Here is a 17222-nt window from a genome sequence, read left to right as displayed (position 1 = left end):
CCTTCCCGGCCGTTGGGCCGTTCCGACGTCTCAAACCTTAGCGGATCCGCCCGGCGATTCCCAATCGGGCCGCCGAGTCCCTATTCGAATTGAATTCGGGCACGCCGAAATCAACCCGGTCGGGAGATCGTGCTGATGGTGTGAGGGGTGCCGCTCGAAGCGGCTGAGTGTTGTCGCAGAAGCGTTACGGCTCCGTGGCAACCCGAAGAACTCTACGGAACGGACTGGGGCGTGTCAACAGCCACCTGTCAAGATCTTTTGTGCGGTCTCAGTCGAGATCGCTGAGCCGGCCGCCGGCGTCCGGCTGGGCGTCTTCCACCCTGCGCAGCAGGCGGGTCAGGACCTCGCCGAGCACCGCACGCTCCGCGGGGGTCAGGTCCTGGAGGAGGTCCTCCTCGAACACGGTCGCCAGGCGCATCGCCTCCAGCCACTTCTCGCGGCCCTCGGGTGTCAGCTCGACGATGACCCGGACGCGGTTGGACTCGTCACGCTCACGGGTGACCAGGCCCTCTCCGACCATGCGGTCGATCCGGTGGGTCATCGCGGCCGGGGTGAGACCGAGGCGCTTGGCGAGTTCACTGGGGCCGAGGCGGTAGGGGGCACCGGAGAGGACCAGCGCCTTGAGGACCTCCCACTCGGCGTTGCTGATGCCGAGGGCGGCGGTCTGCCGGCCGTACGCGACGTTCATACGGCGGTTCAGCCGCGACAGCGCCGACACGATCTTCTCGACCTGGGGGTCGAGGGCCTGGAACTCGCGCTGGTACGCGGCGATCTGTTCTTCGAGCGTCGGCTCCGTGTCCGTGACGCCGGGTGTGTCGGCCATGGGCGCAGTATGGCACGCCACCCCTTTGCTTTGAAGTCCTTCGGCATGTACTCTTTAGCTTCGAACTTTAGCCTTGAAGTCTTCGGACTTAACTAGTGAGAGAGGTGAACGTGACCAGGGCGATGGGCGCAGCGATGCGCCGGATCCACGTGGGCAACGCACTCAGCGCGTTCGGGCTCGGCTTCACCGTCCCCTACCTGTACGTCTATGTGGCGCAGGTGCGGGGCCTTGGAGCCATGACGGCGGGACTCGTGCTCGCCGTCTTCGCCGTCGCGGCGCTGATCGTTCTGCCGTTCGCCGGCAAGGCGATCGTGCGGCGCGGCCCGCTGCCGGTCCTGCTCGCCGCCCTGGGCACCGCCGCGCTGGGCGCACTGAGCCTCGGCCTCGCGGGCAGCCCGGCCACCGTGCTGGCGGCCGCCGCTGCGCTCGGTGCCGGGCAGGCCGTGATGCAGCCGGCGCTGGCGACGATGATCGTGGACTGCTCGACGGCGGACACCCGCTCGCGGGCGTTCGCGATGCAGTTCTTCCTGCAGAACCTGGGGCTCGGCGTAGGTGGTCTCATCGGCGGTCACCTCGTCGACACCACGCGCGTGTCCTCGTTCACGCTGCTGTTCGCGATCGAGGCGGCGATGTTCCTGCTGCTGGTCGGCGTGATGGCGACCGTGCGGATGCCGCACTCGCCGCGGATCGCGGACGCGCCCGCGCGGCCGGCCAAGGGCGGCTGGAAGCAGCTGCTCGGCAACCGCGCCATGGTGCAGCTGTGTGTACTGGGCTTCGTGCTGTTCTTCGCCTGCTACGGACAGTTCGAGTCAGGTCTGAGCGCGTACGGCGTGGAGGCCGCGGGCATATCCACCTCCGCCCTCGGAACGGCCCTGGCCGCGAACACCCTGATGATCGTGGTGGCCCAGTTCGCCGTGCTGAAGTTCGTGGAGCGGCGGCGGCGGTCCCGGGTGATCGCCGGGGTCGGTCTGATCTGGGCCGTGGCCTGGCTGGCCGCCGGGTACGCGGGGCTGGGTCACGGCAGCCAGGAGATGGCCGCGGCTGCGTTCGTGTCGACGTACGCGCTGTTCGGGCTCGGCGAGGCGATGCTGTCACCGACGGTCGCGCCACTGGTCGCCGATCTTGCGCCGGAGGGGATGGCCGGGCAGTACAACTCGGCGTTCGCGCTGGTCAAGCAGCTGGCCCTGGCGGTCGGTCCGGCGGTGGGCGGTCCCCTGGGCGCCGCGCTGCATGGGCCGTACATCGTGACGTTCCTGCTGTTCTCGCTGGGCATCACCTACCTGGCGCTGCGGCTGGGCCGGGAGCTGACCACGGCACAGGACCGGCCGTGGCTCGCCGCGCGGAGTCGCGTGGTCGCCCGTGGCGAGGCGCCTGCGGAGTCCCTCGCGGCGTAGCTCTTCAGCGCGTGCCGCCGGGGCGGGCCGGTGGTGGGTCGCCCGCTCCTTGCGGCGCAACGCCCCGCAAGGAGCGCGGGGAACTGCGCGGCCGGCGATCCACGCACCCGCACCACCAGCACCCGCACCGCCGGCACCCGCACCGCACCACCCGCACCCGCACCCCCACCCGCACCCGCACCCGCACCCGCACCCGCACCCGCACCCGCACCCGGCAACGGTCCGAGACCTACGAGGCGGCTAGCCCTTCGGCAGGACGAACTCGCACCACACCGCCTTGCCGCCGCCAGGCGTCCGTCTGCACCCCCAGCTGGAGGCGATCGTCGCGACGATGGCGATGCCCCGGCCCGATTCGTCGCCCGGTTCGGCGCGGCGGCGTCTTGGCAGGTGGTCGTCGCCGTCCGTGACCTCGATGATCAGACGGCGGTCGGTGCGGCGGAGCCGCAGTCGCATGGGCGGGGTGCCGTGCTGAAGGCTGTTGGCGACCAGTTCGCTGGTGGCGAGGACGCCGAGATCGTGCAGTTCGGCGGGGAAGCGCCAGCTGGCGAGGACGCCGGAGGCGAAGGCGCGGGCGCGGGGCGCTGCCTCGACGCCGCCGAGGAGTTCCAGGGCCGCGTTGCGGAAGAGGTCGCCGTCGGGTCCCGTACGGGCCGGGTGCTGGAGGACGAGTACGGCCACGTCGTCGTCGTGGTCGGCGGTGACGCCGGCCGAGCGGACCAGGCGGTCGCAGACGACCTGCGGGGTGCCGGTGGCGCCGGCCAGGGCGCCTTCGAGAGCGGCGATGCCCTCGTCCAGGTCCTCGTCGCGGCGCTCGACCAGACCGTCGGTGTAGAGGACGGCCGTGGCGCCGGGGCCGAGGGCGATGGAGCCGGATGCGTGCATCCAGCCGCCGGTACCGAGCGGCGGGCCGGTGGGCTCGTCGGCGCGGGAGACGGTGCCGTTCTCGTCGCGGACCAGGATCGGCAGATGGCCCGCGGACGCGTACACCAGGCGGCCCTCGTTGGGGTCGTGGACGGCGTAGACGCAGGTCGCGATCTGGTTGGCGTCGATCTCGGTGGCGAGGCCGTCGAGGAGCTGGAGGACCTCGTGCGGGGGCAGGTCGAGGCGGGCGTAGGCGCGGACCGCTGTGCGGAGCTGGCCCATGACCGCCGCCGCACGCACCCCGCGGCCCATGACGTCGCCGATGACCAGGGCGGTGCGGCCGCCGCCGAGGGTGATCACGTCGTACCAGTCGCCGCCGACCGCTGCCTCGGTGCCGCCGGGCTGGTAGGTGGCGGCGATGCGCAGGTCGTCGGGCTGCTCCAGTTCCTGCGGGAGCAGGGAGCGCTGGAGGGTGACGGCGGTTTCGCGCTGGCGGCGTTCACTGGCTCGCAGGCGTTCGGCGGCCTCGGCGTGGTCGGTGACGTCCGTGGCGAAGACGAGCACGCCCGCGTCCCGGTCGCCGTCCTCGGCGACGGGTGTGCACGTGAACGTGTACGAGCGGCCGTCGACGGCCTTGCGGGACTTCAGCGTGCGGGGCTTGCCGCTGCGCAGGACCTGGTCGAGCAGCGGGAACAGGCCCAGTTCGGCGAGTTCCGGCAGGGCCTCGCGGGCGGCGGCGCCGGTCGCGCGGGTGCCGAAGGCGGTCGTGTAGGCGTCGTTGACGTAGGCGATGCGGTGGTCGGGGCCGTGGACGAGGGCGACGAGGGCCGGGACGCGGTCCAGGACGTCACGCGCGGGCAGTTCGTCGACGGCGGGCACCGGTGGGGTCTCGGCGGCGGGCTGTTCGGCGCGGGCCGCGGGCACGGAGCCCTCCCCCCGCCGGTCCGGGGCGACCGGGGTCTCGGTCCGCGCGGCGGCGCGGCGCTGTGTTCCGGGGAGGCGGGCGCTCCAGCGCGTGAAGTTCACTGTGGAAAAAGCCTCGTGAGTGCGGTGGGCGGGCGGGTGGCCCGTCCGAGGACATGGGGCAGTCTGGCAGGGGACGGGCCGCGGCGACATGGGTCAGACGCCTCAGCGGTCCGTGGAGTTCCTGGGTCCGGTCAGGACGACCCCTTCGGGTCGTCGGAAGGGCTGTGAGGAGGCTTTCCACCGGCCGCGAGTTCGAACTCCGCTCGAGGATGTTCGAGTGAACCGAGCGAGACGATCTCTCGTTTGAAGAGTCCGGCGAGGGTCCATTCGGCGAGCACGCGGGCCTTGCGGTTGAAGGTGGGCACCCTGCTGAGGTGGTACACGCGGTGCATGAACCAGGCAGGGTAGCCCTTCAGCTTGCGCCCGTAGACCTGGGCGACGCCTTTGTGCAGGCCGAGGGAGGCGACGGAGCCGACGTACGCGTGCGCGTACGTCTCCAGGGGCTCGCCGCGCAGGGTGTGGACGATGTTGTCGCCGAGGACCTTGGCCTGGCGGACCGCGTGCTGGGCGTTGGGCGCGGTCTCGGTGCCGGGCTCGTCGGCGGTGACGTCGGGGACGGCGGCGGCGTCGCCCGCGGCCCATGCGTGCTCCGTGCCGTCGACGGTCAGCTGGGCCGTGCAGCGCAGCCGGCCGCGGTCGGTGCGCGGGAGGTCGGTCGCCTCGAGCAGCGGGTGCGGTTTGACGCCGGCCGTCCACACGAGCGTACGGGTCGGGAAGCGCTGGCCGTCGCTGAGGACGGCGACGCGGTCGGCGCAGGACTCCAGGCGGGTGCCCAGCAGCACCTGGATGTTGCGGCGGCGCAGCTGGGTGACCGTGTAGCGGCCCATCTCCGGGCCGACCTCGGGGAGGATGCGGTCGGTGGCCTCCACGAGGATCCACTTCATGTCCTCGGGGCGGAGGTTGTGGTAGTACCGCGCGGTGTAGCGGGCCATGTCCTCCAGCTCGCCGAGGGCCTCGACGCCGGCGTAGCCGCCGCCGACGAACACGAAGGTGAGGGCGGCGTCCCGGATCGCGGGGTCGCGGGTGGAGGAGGCGATGTCCATCTGTTCGATGACGTGGTTGCGCAGGCCGATGGCCTCCTCGACGGTCTTGAACCCGATGCCGTACTCGGCGAGGCCGGGGATGGGCAGCGTGCGGGAGACCGAGCCGGGGGCCAGCACGAGTTCGTCGTAGCCGAGGAGTTCGGCGGCCTCGCCCGCCTCGGCGTTGGCGAGCGTGGTGACGGCGGCGGTCCGCATGCCGTGGTCGATCGACGTCACCTCGCCGATCACGACGTGGCAGCGGTCCAGGACGCGGCGCAGCGGTACGACGACGTGGCGCGGGGAGATCGAGCCCGCGGCGGCCTCGGGGAGGAACGGCTGGTACGTCATGTACGGGTCGGGTGTGACGATCGTGATGTCGACCTCGCCCCGCCTCAGCTCGCCCTTCAGCTTCCGCTGGAGGCGCAGGGCCGTGTACATCCCGACGTAGCCGCCGCCGACAACCAGAATGCGCGCACGTTCCTTCACCATCCCATGACGCACCCGTCGCTGTTGTTTGTCCACAGCCCCGGCAATTTGTGTGACCGGCGGCCGGGTGCGCGCAGAGGCGGGTGCGGTATCCGTGCAGGACGAAAGGGAGCAGGTCAGAGGGGTCGGACGAGCGGGGGCGAAGGGGCGGAATCGGGGCGTACACCCCCCGTACTCCGATCGGGGGGCGCACTGTGCGGAACCTGCCCCTTCTGAATTGACTGCCTCTCAACTATGTTCGTGTGTCGACGGGGTGTAGGGAATGTGGTCGAACGGGTCCGCGACGGGCGGGTCCGGTCGGGACCGATGCCACTGCCGCGCACTTCGTATTCAGTGGCGGGGAGAGTCTCCGGGGGGAGACGTCATTACCGGGGGAAGACATGCATGTTCAGGACACGCATTGGTCATCTGCAGCCGCTGTCGCGCCCGCTGGCGCGACGGTGAACGCGGCGATGAACGCGGCGGCGGGCAACGGACGCGTCGACGGGGCGCGTACGACGCCGCTGCGGGTGGACGCACAGCGCAATCTGGAGCACGTGCTGCGTGCGGCGCGTGAGGTGTTCGGCGAGCTGGGGTACGGCGCGCCGATGGAGGATGTGGCGCGGCGGGCACGGGTCGGGGTCGGCACGGTGTACCGGCGTTTTCCCAGCAAGGACGTGCTGGTCCGGCGGATTGCGGAGGAGGAGACGGCGCGGCTGACCGAGCAGGCGCGGGCCGCGCTCGGGCAGGAGGACGAGCCGTGGTCGGCACTGTCCCGGTTCCTGCGGACGTCCGTGGCATCGGGGGCGGGGCGGTTGCTGCCGCCACAGGTCCTGCGGGTCGGTTCCGCCGGTTCGGACGAGCCGGGCGAGGCCGATGCGGTGGCGTCCGCGGCCTCGGTCGCGTCCGCCGGCTCGGTCGGCTCGGTCGGCTCCGTGGAAGAGGCTCGGGTGCCTCAGCAGCGGATGCATCCGGGCGGTGGTGAGCTGCGGCTCGTGTCGGACGGGGCTGCGGCGGTGGCGGATGACGCCGGGGCCGGGGCGCTGCTCGACGTGGTCGGGCAGTTGGTCGAGCGGGCCCGGACGGCCGGAGAGCTGCGGGCGGACGTTTCCGTGGCCGACGTGCTGTTGGTGATCGCCACGGCGGCGCCGTCGTTGCCGGATGCGGCGCAGCAGGCGGCTGCGTCCGCGCGGTTGCTGGACATCCTGCTGGAGGGGCTGCGGTCCCGGCCGGCGTGAGTACGGGGCGGCGGGAGCCGATGGATGCGGGGGTGCGGGTGGTCGGCTGCGTGCGGGTCCGTTCGGGCTTGCCGCGCCGTTCCCCGCGCCCCTGAGGGGGTGTCGGGGGCGTTCTCACGGGGCGTGCCCCGGGGACGGTCAGCGCGGGTTCCGTGGCCGGTTGTGTGCGGGCTCGTTTCGGCTCGTCGCGCCCTCCCCCGCGCCCCTGAGGGGGTGTCGGGGGCGTTCTCTTGTTCGTGGGGTGGGCTCGGACGGGTGGATGGATTGTGCGGGAGGTTCTTTCGGGTGGGCGGTGTGGCACGCTGAGCCGGTGACGGGTTGGGCTGGGCCGGTTCCGGGGGCTTTCCACGATGGGCGTTGACGGGTGGGGCGAGTCGCGCGGTGGCGAGGGGGGCCTGGAGGAGCAGGGGCCGGTCTCACCACAGGTACCGAAACAAGGCGGGCGCGCCGCTTCCCCCGGCAGGCCCGGTGACGAGAGTGTGCCGGCCCAGCGCGGGGGCACCGTGCTGCCGCCGCCCAGGGACGTGCCCCCTGCCGACGGCGAGTTGATCGCACGGATGCGCGGCGGGGACGACTCCGCCTACGAGGAGCTGTACCGGCGGCATGCCGATGCGGTCCGGCGCTACGCACGCACCTGTTGCCGTGACGGGCACACCGCCGACGACCTCACCGCCGAGGTGTTCGCCCGGATGCTGCAGGCGGTGCGCGGCGGGTCGGGACCCGAGCACGCCGTACGGGCCTATCTGCTGACCTCCGTGCGGCGTGTCGCCGCGCACTGGACCAGGTCCGCCCGGCGCGAGCAGCTCGTCGACGACTTCGCCGTCTTCGCCCAGCAGACCGCACGGTCGACGGAGGGGTCCGGCGACACCGCGGCCCTCGGCGCCTTCGGAGCCGGCCTCGGCGCCGACGTGCGTGCCATGCACGAGGCCGAGCAGTCCATGGCCATGCAGGCCTTCCGTTCGCTGCCCGAACGCTGGCAGGCCGTGCTCTGGCACACCGAGGTGGAGGACGAGTCCCCCAGCGAAGTGGCCGTGCTGTTCGGGCTGGACGCCAACGGCACCCGGGTGCTCGCCAGCCGTGCCCGGGAAGGGCTGAAGCAGGCCTACCTCCAGGCCCACGTCAGCGCCGCCCTCACCCACGACGAGCAGTGCGCCCGCTACGCAGACCAGCTGGGCGGCTACGCCCGCCGCAAGCTGCGCGTGCGCGCCGAACGGGGCCTGCGCAAGCATCTCGAGGAGTGCGCCAGGTGCCGGCTCGCGGCGGCGCAGATCGAAGAGGTCGCGAACGGCATCCCCGGTGTCGTCCCGGTCGCCGTCATCGGCTGGTTCGGTGCCGCCGGATACGCCAAGGCCCTCGGGATCGTGGCCGGCAGCGCGGGGGCGGGGGCCGCCGGTGCCGTCGCCGCGGCCGGCGGTTCGTCCGGCAGCGCGGGAGGTGCGGGCGGGAGCGCGGCGGCGGAAGGGCTCGGGGCCCCGCTGAAGGCAGGCGTCGCGGCCGGTGTGGTCGCGGTGGCCGCCGCCGCGGTCGCACTGGCCCTGGTGAACGACGGCCGTCCGGTGAAGAAGGTGGCCCAGCCGGCCCCGTCCGCGCCGATCGTGCGACCCGGGCCGCCGTCGGCACCGCCGCCGAAGCACAGGCCCACGCCCGAACCCGTGGTCCCGCCCCGGCCCGTGGCCCTCGTCCCCGAGCCGGCCCCGGCACCCACCGGGAAACCGGCACCCACGCCCACCCCGACACCCACGCCGACGCCGACTCCGACTCCGACACCCAGGCCCACTCCGACGCCCACCGCCGCGCCGAGGCCGGAGCCCGAGCCGACGCCGGAGCCCGAGCCCACGCAGGCACCCACTCCGCCGCCCGCGCCCACCGTCTATCAACTCGGCGACCTGCGCTACGACGTCATCGGTGACGGCAGCCGGCCCGAGATCGCGCTGCACGAGAGCAGCTGGGTGTGGCAGCGGTACGGCATGTCGATCGGCGGCAAGCAGTACGCGCGCGGGGTGACCGTGTACGGCGCGTCCTCCGTCACCGTCACCCTCAACCGGCAGTGCACCGCATACGACGCACTGGCCGGCGTGGACGACCTGACCCTCGGCCTCGGCAAGGTCTTCTTCTCCGTCTACGCCGACGGGACCCGGCTGTGGTCGTCTGACCTGGTCAAGGGCCATGACCAGGCCGTTCCCGTCCATGTGGACCTGGCCGGGCGCAAGACCGTACGGCTCGTCGCGGAGCCGCACAGCAACGCCTTCGACCGGGCGGCGCTGGTGGACTGGGCGGATTCCCGTTTCACCTGCCGGTAGCCGTGGTCCCGGCCGACCTGCCCGTCGCCGGGGCCCGTTCCGTCGCCGGCGGTCGGACCCGCTCGCCGTCGGAGGCCGGTGTCACCGCGTCCAGCTCCTGGAGGACCTCCGCCGTGCCGAGGGCCGCGCCCCGGGCGCACTCCGCCGCGTAGCGGTCGGCCGGGAGGGCCGCGCGGGCGCCGGCGTGCACCCGGACGGCGTTGCTGTGTTCCGGTTCGGGTCGGGGACAGCCGTCGCGCCAGTGGTCCGCCGCCGTGAACAGACGGACCGCGGCCGTCAGGTTGCCGAGACGGGCCAGCAGTCCGGCCGCCACGTCCACCAGCCCCGCGGTGATCACCTCGGCGCACCGGTGGGCCACCGCCTCGCGCAGGCCCTCCGCGATGACCGCCACCCCGCGCGCCGGCCCGGACTCGTCGGCCGCGAGGAGCGCCTCGATCATCCGCTGGGCCGCCATGAACTGCGGGGGCGGGGTGCTGCTCCCGGTCGCCGCGCAGATCGACTCGTACAGTTCGCGGGCGCGGGCGGTCTGCCCGTCGCCCAGGGCGATGAGGGCGCGCAGGAGCAGTACGAAGGCCCGTGCCTCCGGCGCCGTGTACCGGTCGGCGCCCTCTTCCGCCTGGTCCAGGGCGGCCAGGGCGGCCTCCGGGTCCCCGGAGCGGTAGGAGATCTCGGCGAGCCTCGCCATCAGGAACGGCTTCTCGGCGTGGGCGCCCACCTCGTGGGCGAGCCGCAGCGCCTCCTCGTACTCGCCGCGCGCCTCGTCGAACCGGCCCCGGGCCATGGCCGCCTCGCCGGCCGCGCCGCACACCTGTGCCCGCATCCAGCGGTCACCGACGCGCCGGCTGAGGAGCCGCAGTTCGGCCAGGTCCTCGTCCACGCCCCGCAGGTTGCCCGGTGAGTCGACGGTGATGTGGGCGCGGTACATCAGGGCGACCCCGATCTCCCAGTCGCCGCCGAACCGGCGGCAGTTGTCGACGGATGTCGTCATGGCGGGGCCGAGGTCGACCGGGCCGCCCAGGTAGTAGGCGGTCAGCGGCCAGACGATGCCCGGGAGCCGGGCCGCCCGGGGACCGCCGGGCTCATAGGCCGCCCGCACGCGCGCGATGTACTCCACCGCCCGCTCGTCGGCCGCGAGGTTCTCGGTGCTGGACTCGGACGTGAGGAACAGGTCGAGCATGCGCAGGTCCATCCGCAGCTCGTGCAGCGGATGCCCGGCCTCCGTCTCGGGCGGCGCGGCGAGGAAGGCGCCGACGGGGTCGGCCGACTCCACCAGCGCCGCCAGGTCGTCGGCCGGCGCGTCCGCGGGCAGGGCGTCCAGGGCGACGCCCAGGCGGAGCACCAGCCGTACCCAGGCCACGGCCTCGTGCCGGTGGTTGCGCATCCACCAGAACCAGCCGATGGCGAGGACGACGGCGCCCGCCTGCGCCTCGTCCCCCGCGCGCAGGGCACGGTCCAGGGCCGCGCGGATGTTGTCCAGCTCGGTCTCCAGGCGGGAGAACCAGGGCAGCTGGGCCGCGGACCGCAGTTGCGGTTCGGCCTGCTCCACCAGTGCGCGCACCCACGCGCGGTGGCGGCGTTCGGCCGCCGCGCGCAGGCCGGGGATCTCGGCCGCGCGCTCGGTGGCGTACTCGTGGATGGTCTCCAGCATGCGGTAGCGCATGCCGGTGCCGTCGGGGCCGTGCGGGGTCGCGATCACCAGGGACTTGTCGACCAGGGCGCCGATCAGGTCCGCCGCGGGGCCGGTGCAGACGGCCTCGGCGGCGGCGAGGTCCCAGCCGCCGGCGAACACGGACACCTCGCGCAGGACCGTCCGCTCCGGTTCGTCCAGCAGGTCCCAGGACCAGTCGACGACCGCGCGGAGGGTCTGCTGGCGGGGCAGGACGGTACGGCTGCCGGAGGTGAGCAGGCGGAAGCGGTCGTCCAGGCGGTCGGCGATCTGCCGCGGGGTCAGCAGCCTGAGCCGGGCCGCGGCCAGCTCGATGGCGAGCGGCAGTCCGTCCAGGCGGCGGCAGATCTCCGCCACGGCCTCCGTGTCCGCGAGCACGGCGTCGGCGTCGGGACGGACGGCCTTCGCGCGCTCGGCGAAGAGGCGGTGCGCCTGCTCCGGGACGAGGGGCTCGACCGGGCGCACCGACTCACCGGGGACGCCCAGGGGTTCACGGCTGGTCGCGAGGATGGTGAGCCCGGGGCAGTGGGTGAGGAGGGTCTCGGCGAGGGTGGCTGCCGCGCCGATGACGTGCTCGCAGTTGTCAAGGATCAGGAGTTGGCTGCGCGGGGCGCAGTGCTCGATCAGCAGGGCCGTGGGGTCGGCCTGCGGGGTCGCCAGGTCGTTGGTCAGGAGCACGGTCTCGCGCAGACCGAGCGCGCTGATCACCGCGCCGGGCACCGCCTCCGGGTGGTCGAGCGGGGCCAGCTCGACCAGCCATGCCGAGGGGAACGCCGTGGCGGCCTCCTCGGCGAGGCGGGTCTTTCCGGAGCCGCCCGGTCCGGTGAGCGTGACCAGGCGGGCCCTGTGCACATCGGAACGGATGGCCTCCAGCTCCGGTTCCCGACCGACGAAGGAGGTCAGACGGGGGCGCAGATTGCCCGTGTGCTCAGGGGGCCGAGCCGTGGGCGGCAAGGGCCGCGGCGGTGCCGTCAGTGTGCCGTGCGCCGTGGGACTGCTGGGTTCCTGCGTCAGCAACGACACGTGCAGCGCCTGGAGTTCCGGTCCCGGGTCGGTGCCGAGGGTGTCGGCGAGGGTGTGGCGGGCGGACTCGTAGGCGGCGAGGGCGTCGGCAGGGCGGCCCGTGTCGCGCAGGGCGCGGATGAGGAGGACGTGCAGGGGTTCGTCGTAGGGGTGGGCCCGGGTGAGTTCCGTCAGCTCCGGTACGGCCTCCTGGGCGCGGCCGAGAGCGAGTGCCGCGGCGGCGCGGGCGCGGGTCGCCTCCAGGCGCAGGGCCTCCGGGCGGGTGGCGGCGGTGCGGTCGGGGAGGTCGGCCAGCGGCGGGCCGTACCAGAGGGCGAGGGCCTCGGTGAGAGTGCGGTGGGCGGTGGCCGGGTCGCCGGTGGCGAGGGCCGTGGTGCCGGTGCGGGTGAGGCGTTCGAAGACGTGGAGGTCGACGTCGTCCTCGGTCGCCTCGAGACGGTAGCCGCCCGGGGTGGAGACGACGGTGTGCCTGCCGAGGGCACGGCGGAGACGGCCGACGAGGGCCTGGAGCGCGGCGGGGGCGTCCTGGGGCGGGTCGTCCGCCCAGATCTCGTCGATGAGGGTGTCGGGCGTGGTGGTGCGGCCGGGGCGGAGGGCCAGGGCGGCGAGGAGCGTGCGGAGGCGTTGACCGCCGATGGGCAGAACGGTGCCCTGGTCGTCCGCTGCTTGGGCCACGCCCAGGATTCTGTACCGCACGTGGTCATTGTCGCCGGGAAGCGAGCACTGCGACACGGGGGTTCCAACGGCCGGCGTTCCGTCACGACCGGTCCCCCAAGGAGCGCGGGGAACTACGCAACCAGCCACAACCCACCCGCACCACAACCACCGGACGGCCACCACCCCAAGGGGCGCGGGGAACTACGCAACCAACCACGACGCACCCGCACCCGGAAGACGGCCGCCACCCGACGCACCCGCACCCGGAAGACGGCCGCCACCCACCCGCGGCCGGCCCCCGACGCCGCTCACGCCCCCGGCGCCAGCGCGCCCCTTCTCGGCTGGATGCCCGAAGGGACCGCGCGGGCGCGTGAAGGCGTGCCCGTCCAGCACGTGCCTCGGCGGGAGAGCAGGCGGCGCAGCCAGAGTTCGAGGGAGACGAGGTCGGCGAGGCCGTCCAGGGGGAGGGGCTCACCGGCCGCGGTGGCACGCAGCGCCTTGCGGATGACGCGGGCCTCCACCAGGCCGGCGTCGGCCAGGAGGGGCGTGGCGAAGAGGTCCATGAGGGGGTCGGCCGCGACCCGCAGCCCCGCGCGCGCGGCCGCCGCCGAGGAGGCGTGCGAGGGGGCGCCCCAGCCGGGCGGGAGGTCGGTGACGCCGGCGCCCTCCAGGACCGTACGGAGGATCGCGGCGCGCGCGCCGGGCTGGACGCGCAGTGCTTCGGGGAGGTCGCGGCAGGCGCGGACGACCTGGTTGTCGAGGAACGGGGCGTGCAGCCGCTGGGAGCGGATCTCCGCGGCCTGTTCCAGGACGCGCAGGTCGGCGGCGTGCCGGGCGAGAGCCGCGCGCGCACGGTAGTCGCCGGGACGCTGCGCGCCGCTGCCGGAGCGGTCCGCTTCCATCCCCAGCAGAACCGATACTTCAGCCAGCGCCTCACCCGTCAGCCACCGTGCGGCCGGCCCGGGTCTGGCCCAGGTCAGCGCGGCGAGGGACGCGCCGACCGCCCCCTTGGGCTCGTCGAAGCGGCGGCGCATCAGCCGCTCGGCCAGTACCTCAAGGCCGGCCCGGTAGGGAGTGCGGGCGAGGCGGCGGGCCGCGCCGTACACGCGCGCGGGGACCATCACCGAGCCGTCGGCGCGGGCCAGCGCGGCGACCGGCCGGACCAGGTGCCGCCGCTGCCGGTCCATCAGCAGGTCGGCGAGGCGGGCCGGGTGCGCGTCGAGGACCTGGCGGGCGCCGTGGCCGGTGAAGTGGTCGGCGCTGCCGGCGGCGAGGCGCGCCCGGTGCCGGCCGGCCAGCACGAGGGAGGGTCCCGGCTCGTCGGTGAGCGGGCCGTCGAGGTCGGCGTACGGCAGGGTCTCCTCGCCCCCGGTGACCACGACGTGGTGCAGGCGGGGGTTCGCGGCCAGGGCACCGGCACGTTCGAGTTCGGCCTCGCGGCCGGGCACGGCCAGGTCGTTGAAGGTGACGGCGAGGAGGCGTTCACCCGCGCCCGTGCCGTGCCCGAGCAGCGTGCCGGGTCTGCCGGGCAGCCCGGCGGCCAGCAGCGCGAGGGTGCCGGAGGCGGGCCCGCCGGACAGGTCGGCGCCGATGCCGGGAACCGGCATCCCGCGCGCGGCCCGCCGCTCCGCCGGGCCCATGCCGGGCACCGGCCCGGGGTCGAGGTCGGGCACGTGCCGGGGTGCCGACAGCCGGGTGCGGACCGCCTCCACCAGGGCGTCCCGTACGGCGTCCACGGCACGGCCGGGTTCGGCCGGGGGTGCGGCCACGGCGAGGGAGGCGACCGGCTCGTACCCGGCGATCTCGCGTGCCCCTGCGCGCAGCACCAGCGCATGCCCCGGCGGAATGCGGCGCACGCCGTCGTACGGGGTGGTGTCGCGCAGCGCGGCCGGTACGTCCGGGGCGGCGAGCAGGGCGGCGAGGTGGGTGAAGTCGAGGTTGGCCTCGACGAGGTCGGCGAGGGGCAGCGCGGCGGTGGCGTAGGCCGTGCCGCCGGCCCAGGGGGTGTGGAACACCGGCCGGGCGCCCGCGAGATCACCGCACACGGTGATGCGGCGGCCGGCCTGGACGACGGCCGTGTAGCTGCCGGGCCAGGTGGTCAGATGGCGCAGCGCGCCTCCGCGCGCGGTGAACAGGCCGCGGCGCAGTTCCTCGTCGGAGGCACCGCAGATGCCGAGGACGGCGATCCGGTTCTGTGGGTCGGCGTGCACCACACGCACCTCGTCCGGGCGCCAGTCGCCCACGGCCCACAGCGGGTCAGGGTCGCCCCACAGGAGTTGGGAGCCGACCGGCTGCAGGGTCTCGCCGTCGTATCCGGTGGCGCCCGCGGAACCGGTCCCGGCGACGCCCGCGGCGGTGCTGCTCCAACCCACCAACCACCGCATCGACGCCTCCACAGACCGTGGACAACCAGTGCACCGTACGAACCGGACCCCATGCTGCCATGAAGAACGCGCCGGAGAGGGGCGGCGGCACCGCCTCGGACCGTGTGAAGTTCCCTTGGCCCGCGCGGCGAGTTGACGGGCGGCCGCAGGGGACGGGATGCGCCGGACCTGGGAGACGTCCGATGGGTGCGGCGCGAATGCGCCCCCAATGCGCTCCCCCAAAACGCCCTTCACGCCCTCAAGTTGCATGGTCGCAGGGGCAATTCACCGCATATGAAGGGGGTCGATTTTCGGCCAAATCCGTGGAGTACGGCGCAAGATGAGCACGCTCCGTACAGGCCTGCGGAGCGCGCGGTGGCCCGCACACGCGCACAGTCCGGGAGGCGGGTGTCGCCTCCCGGACCGGTCCGCCACCCGCGGGGATGAAGGTGGCGGTGTCCCCCAGCCCACTGGATCCAGTACAGCGGGCCGACCCACGCAAGAGCCATGGAACCGCTCCCCCGGTGGCCGGAGAAGAGCGCACGGACGGGCGCACGGCCACACGGCCGGGGGCACGCCGCGACGCACCGTGCACGGTGCGTACAGGGCCGTACTTCCGTACGGACCACAATCCCGCCATCCGGAACAATGCCCCTTAACGCTTGGGATGCGGCGAACTACGCTGGGTTTACGAATGCCGCGTGGTTATGCCAGCGCGACAGCCGTCTGTGTCGAGGGGTGGCGCATGTCCAGGGAGCAACGCGGGCCGAACGAAAAGCTCGGCACCGTTCTCGCCCTCGCGGGAATCAGCAACGCAGGGCTCGCGCGACGCGTCAACGACCTTGGTGCGCAACGCGGGTTGACTCTTCGCTACGACAAGACGTCGGTGGCGCGCTGGGTGTCGAAGGGAATGGTGCCGCAGGGTGCGGCACCGCACCTCATCGCCGCCGCCATCGGCCAGAAGCTCGGCCGCCCCGTGCCGCTCCACGAGATCGGCCTGGCGGACGCGGACCCCGCGCCCGAAGTGGGCCTCGCCTTCCCCAGAGACGTAGGACAGGCGGTGAAGTCGGCGACGGAGCTGTACCGTCTCGACCTCGCCGGGCGCCGGGCCGGCTCCGGCGGCATCTGGCAGTCACTCGCCGGATCGTTCGCAGTGAGCGCATACGCAACGCCCGCCTCACGATGGCTGATAACCCCCGCCGACAGCTCGGTCGCGCGGGAGGCGGGCTCCGCCGAGGGTTCCGGCGCACCGATCAAAGTCGGCCACAGCGACGTGCAGAAGCTGCGGGAAGCCGCCGAGGACGCCAGGCGCTGGGACTCCAAATACGGAGGCGGTGACTGGCGTTCGTCCATGGTGCCCGAGTGTCTGCGGGTGGAGGCGGCGCCGCTGCTGCTCGGCTCCTACTCCGACGAGGTCGGCCGCGCCCTGTTCGGCGCCTCCGCCGAACTCACCCGGCTGGCCGGCTGGATGGCCTTCGACACCGGGCAGCAGGAGGCCGCGCAGCGGTACTACATCCAGGCGCTGCGCCTCGCGCGCGCGGCGGCGGACGTCCCGCTGGGAGGCTACGTCCTCGCCTCCATGTCGCTGCAGGCGACCTACCGGGGGTTCGGCGACGAGGGGGTCGACCTGGCGCAGGCCGCGCTGGAGCGGAACCGGGGACTGGCGACCGCGCGGACGATGAGCTTCTTCCGGCTGGTCGAGGCACGGGCGCATGCGCGCGCGGGAGACGCGCAGGCGGCCGGCACCGCACTGAAGGCGGCCGAGGGCTGGCTGGAGCGGTCCCGGGAGGGCGACAACGACCCGTCCTGGCTCGGTTTCTACGGGTACGACCGGTTCGCCGCCGATGCGGCCGAGTGCTACCGCGACTTGAAGGCGCCGCGGCAGGTGCGGCGGTTCACCGAGCAGGCGCTGTCCAAGCCGACGGAGGAGTTCGTGCGGTCGCACGGACTGCGGCTGGTCGTCTCGGCGGTGGCCGAACTGGAGTCGGGGAACCTGGACGCGGCCTGCGAACAGGGTGTGCGGGCCGTGGAGGTGGCCGGGCGGATCTCGTCGGCCCGGACGACGGAGTACGTGAAGGATCTGCTCCACCGGCTGGAGCCGTACGGGGACGAGCCGCGGGTGGTGGAGCTGCGGGAGCGGGCCAGGCCGCTTCTGATGGCACCGGCGTGAGGGCCGCCCCTCGCCTGCCGGGCCGCCGCCGGCTCGCGGCCGCGGGCCCGTCGTGGCTGGTCGCGCAGTTCCCCGCGCCCCTTCCGGGGCGCCGGTGCGGTCCCGCGACTGCCGGTGTGCCGTGGCTCGTCGCGCGGTTCCCGCGCCCCTTTCGGGGTGCTTTCGGGGGCGGCGTTTGAAGGCGGTGTCAGTGGCGCAGTGCACTATCGAGGGC

At 73.6% G+C, this 17222-nt stretch carries 9 protein-coding genes; 4 read left to right on the top strand and 5 right to left on the bottom strand.

The window, feature by feature from the left end; translation table 11 throughout:
- Positions 1–268 precede the first annotated feature (268 nt).
- On the bottom strand, positions 269–823 hold the full coding sequence (locus tag JK359_RS15905; RefSeq protein ID WP_201836017.1) for a MarR family winged helix-turn-helix transcriptional regulator: 555 nt from the start codon (positions 821–823) through the stop codon (positions 269–271).
- Between the two features lie 110 nt (positions 824–933).
- On the opposite strand from JK359_RS15905, the gene JK359_RS15900 reads away from it, so the two are divergent.
- A complete protein-coding gene (locus tag JK359_RS15900; RefSeq protein ID WP_307788117.1) occupies positions 934–2217 on the top strand; it encodes an MFS transporter in 1284 nt (427 codons plus the stop codon).
- A gap of 240 nt (positions 2218–2457) precedes the next feature.
- On the opposite strand, the gene JK359_RS15895 is transcribed toward JK359_RS15900, so the two are convergent.
- Together JK359_RS15895 and JK359_RS15890 are read right to left on the bottom strand one after the other, a co-directional pair.
- Positions 2458–4104: an ATP-binding SpoIIE family protein phosphatase gene (locus JK359_RS15895; protein ID WP_201836015.1), complete on the bottom strand. Its 1647-nt coding sequence runs from the start codon at positions 4102–4104 to the stop codon at positions 2458–2460.
- Between the two features lie 131 nt (positions 4105–4235).
- Positions 4236–5615, bottom strand: coding sequence for an NAD(P)/FAD-dependent oxidoreductase (locus JK359_RS15890; RefSeq protein ID WP_201836013.1), 1380 nt, complete (start codon positions 5613–5615; stop codon positions 4236–4238).
- Between the two features lie 377 nt (positions 5616–5992).
- Between JK359_RS15890 and JK359_RS15885 the strand changes: the two genes are divergently transcribed.
- Both JK359_RS15885 and JK359_RS15880 read left to right on the top strand, forming a co-directional pair.
- Entirely contained in the window at positions 5993–6829 is an 837-nt protein-coding gene (locus JK359_RS15885; RefSeq protein WP_201836011.1) for a TetR/AcrR family transcriptional regulator, read from the top strand.
- A gap of 350 nt (positions 6830–7179) precedes the next feature.
- On the top strand, positions 7180–9129 hold the full coding sequence (locus tag JK359_RS15880; protein ID WP_201836009.1) for a sigma-70 family RNA polymerase sigma factor: 1950 nt from the start codon (positions 7180–7182) through the stop codon (positions 9127–9129).
- On the opposite strand, the gene JK359_RS15875 is transcribed toward JK359_RS15880, so the two are convergent.
- Together JK359_RS15875 and JK359_RS15870 are read right to left on the bottom strand one after the other, a co-directional pair.
- Positions 9116–12514 (bottom strand): AfsR/SARP family transcriptional regulator, encoded by a 3399-nt coding sequence (locus JK359_RS15875; protein WP_201836007.1) that lies wholly within the window; start codon positions 12512–12514, stop codon positions 9116–9118. The two genes, JK359_RS15880 and JK359_RS15875, sit on opposite strands and share 14 nt — an antisense overlap.
- A gap of 269 nt (positions 12515–12783) precedes the next feature.
- Positions 12784–14859 carry an asparagine synthase-related protein gene (locus tag JK359_RS15870; RefSeq protein WP_201836005.1) on the bottom strand — a complete coding sequence of 692 codons (2076 nt, stop codon included), beginning with the start codon at positions 14857–14859 and terminating at the stop codon, positions 12784–12786.
- Between the two features lie 724 nt (positions 14860–15583).
- Here JK359_RS15870 and JK359_RS15865 point away from each other — a divergent pair.
- Complete coding sequence (locus JK359_RS15865) at positions 15584–17008, top strand: NsdA family TPR-like regulatory protein (RefSeq protein ID WP_201836003.1); 1425 nt, start codon at positions 15584–15586, stop codon at positions 17006–17008.
- The last annotated feature ends 214 nt before the right edge of the window (positions 17009–17222 follow it).

Source organism: Streptomyces actinomycinicus (genome assembly GCF_016741775.1).
GTDB classification, from domain to species: domain Bacteria; phylum Actinomycetota; class Actinomycetes; order Streptomycetales; family Streptomycetaceae; genus Streptomyces; species Streptomyces actinomycinicus.
Note: the sequence above shows the minus strand (reverse complement) of the source record. Positions and strands in the feature narration are given on the sequence as shown.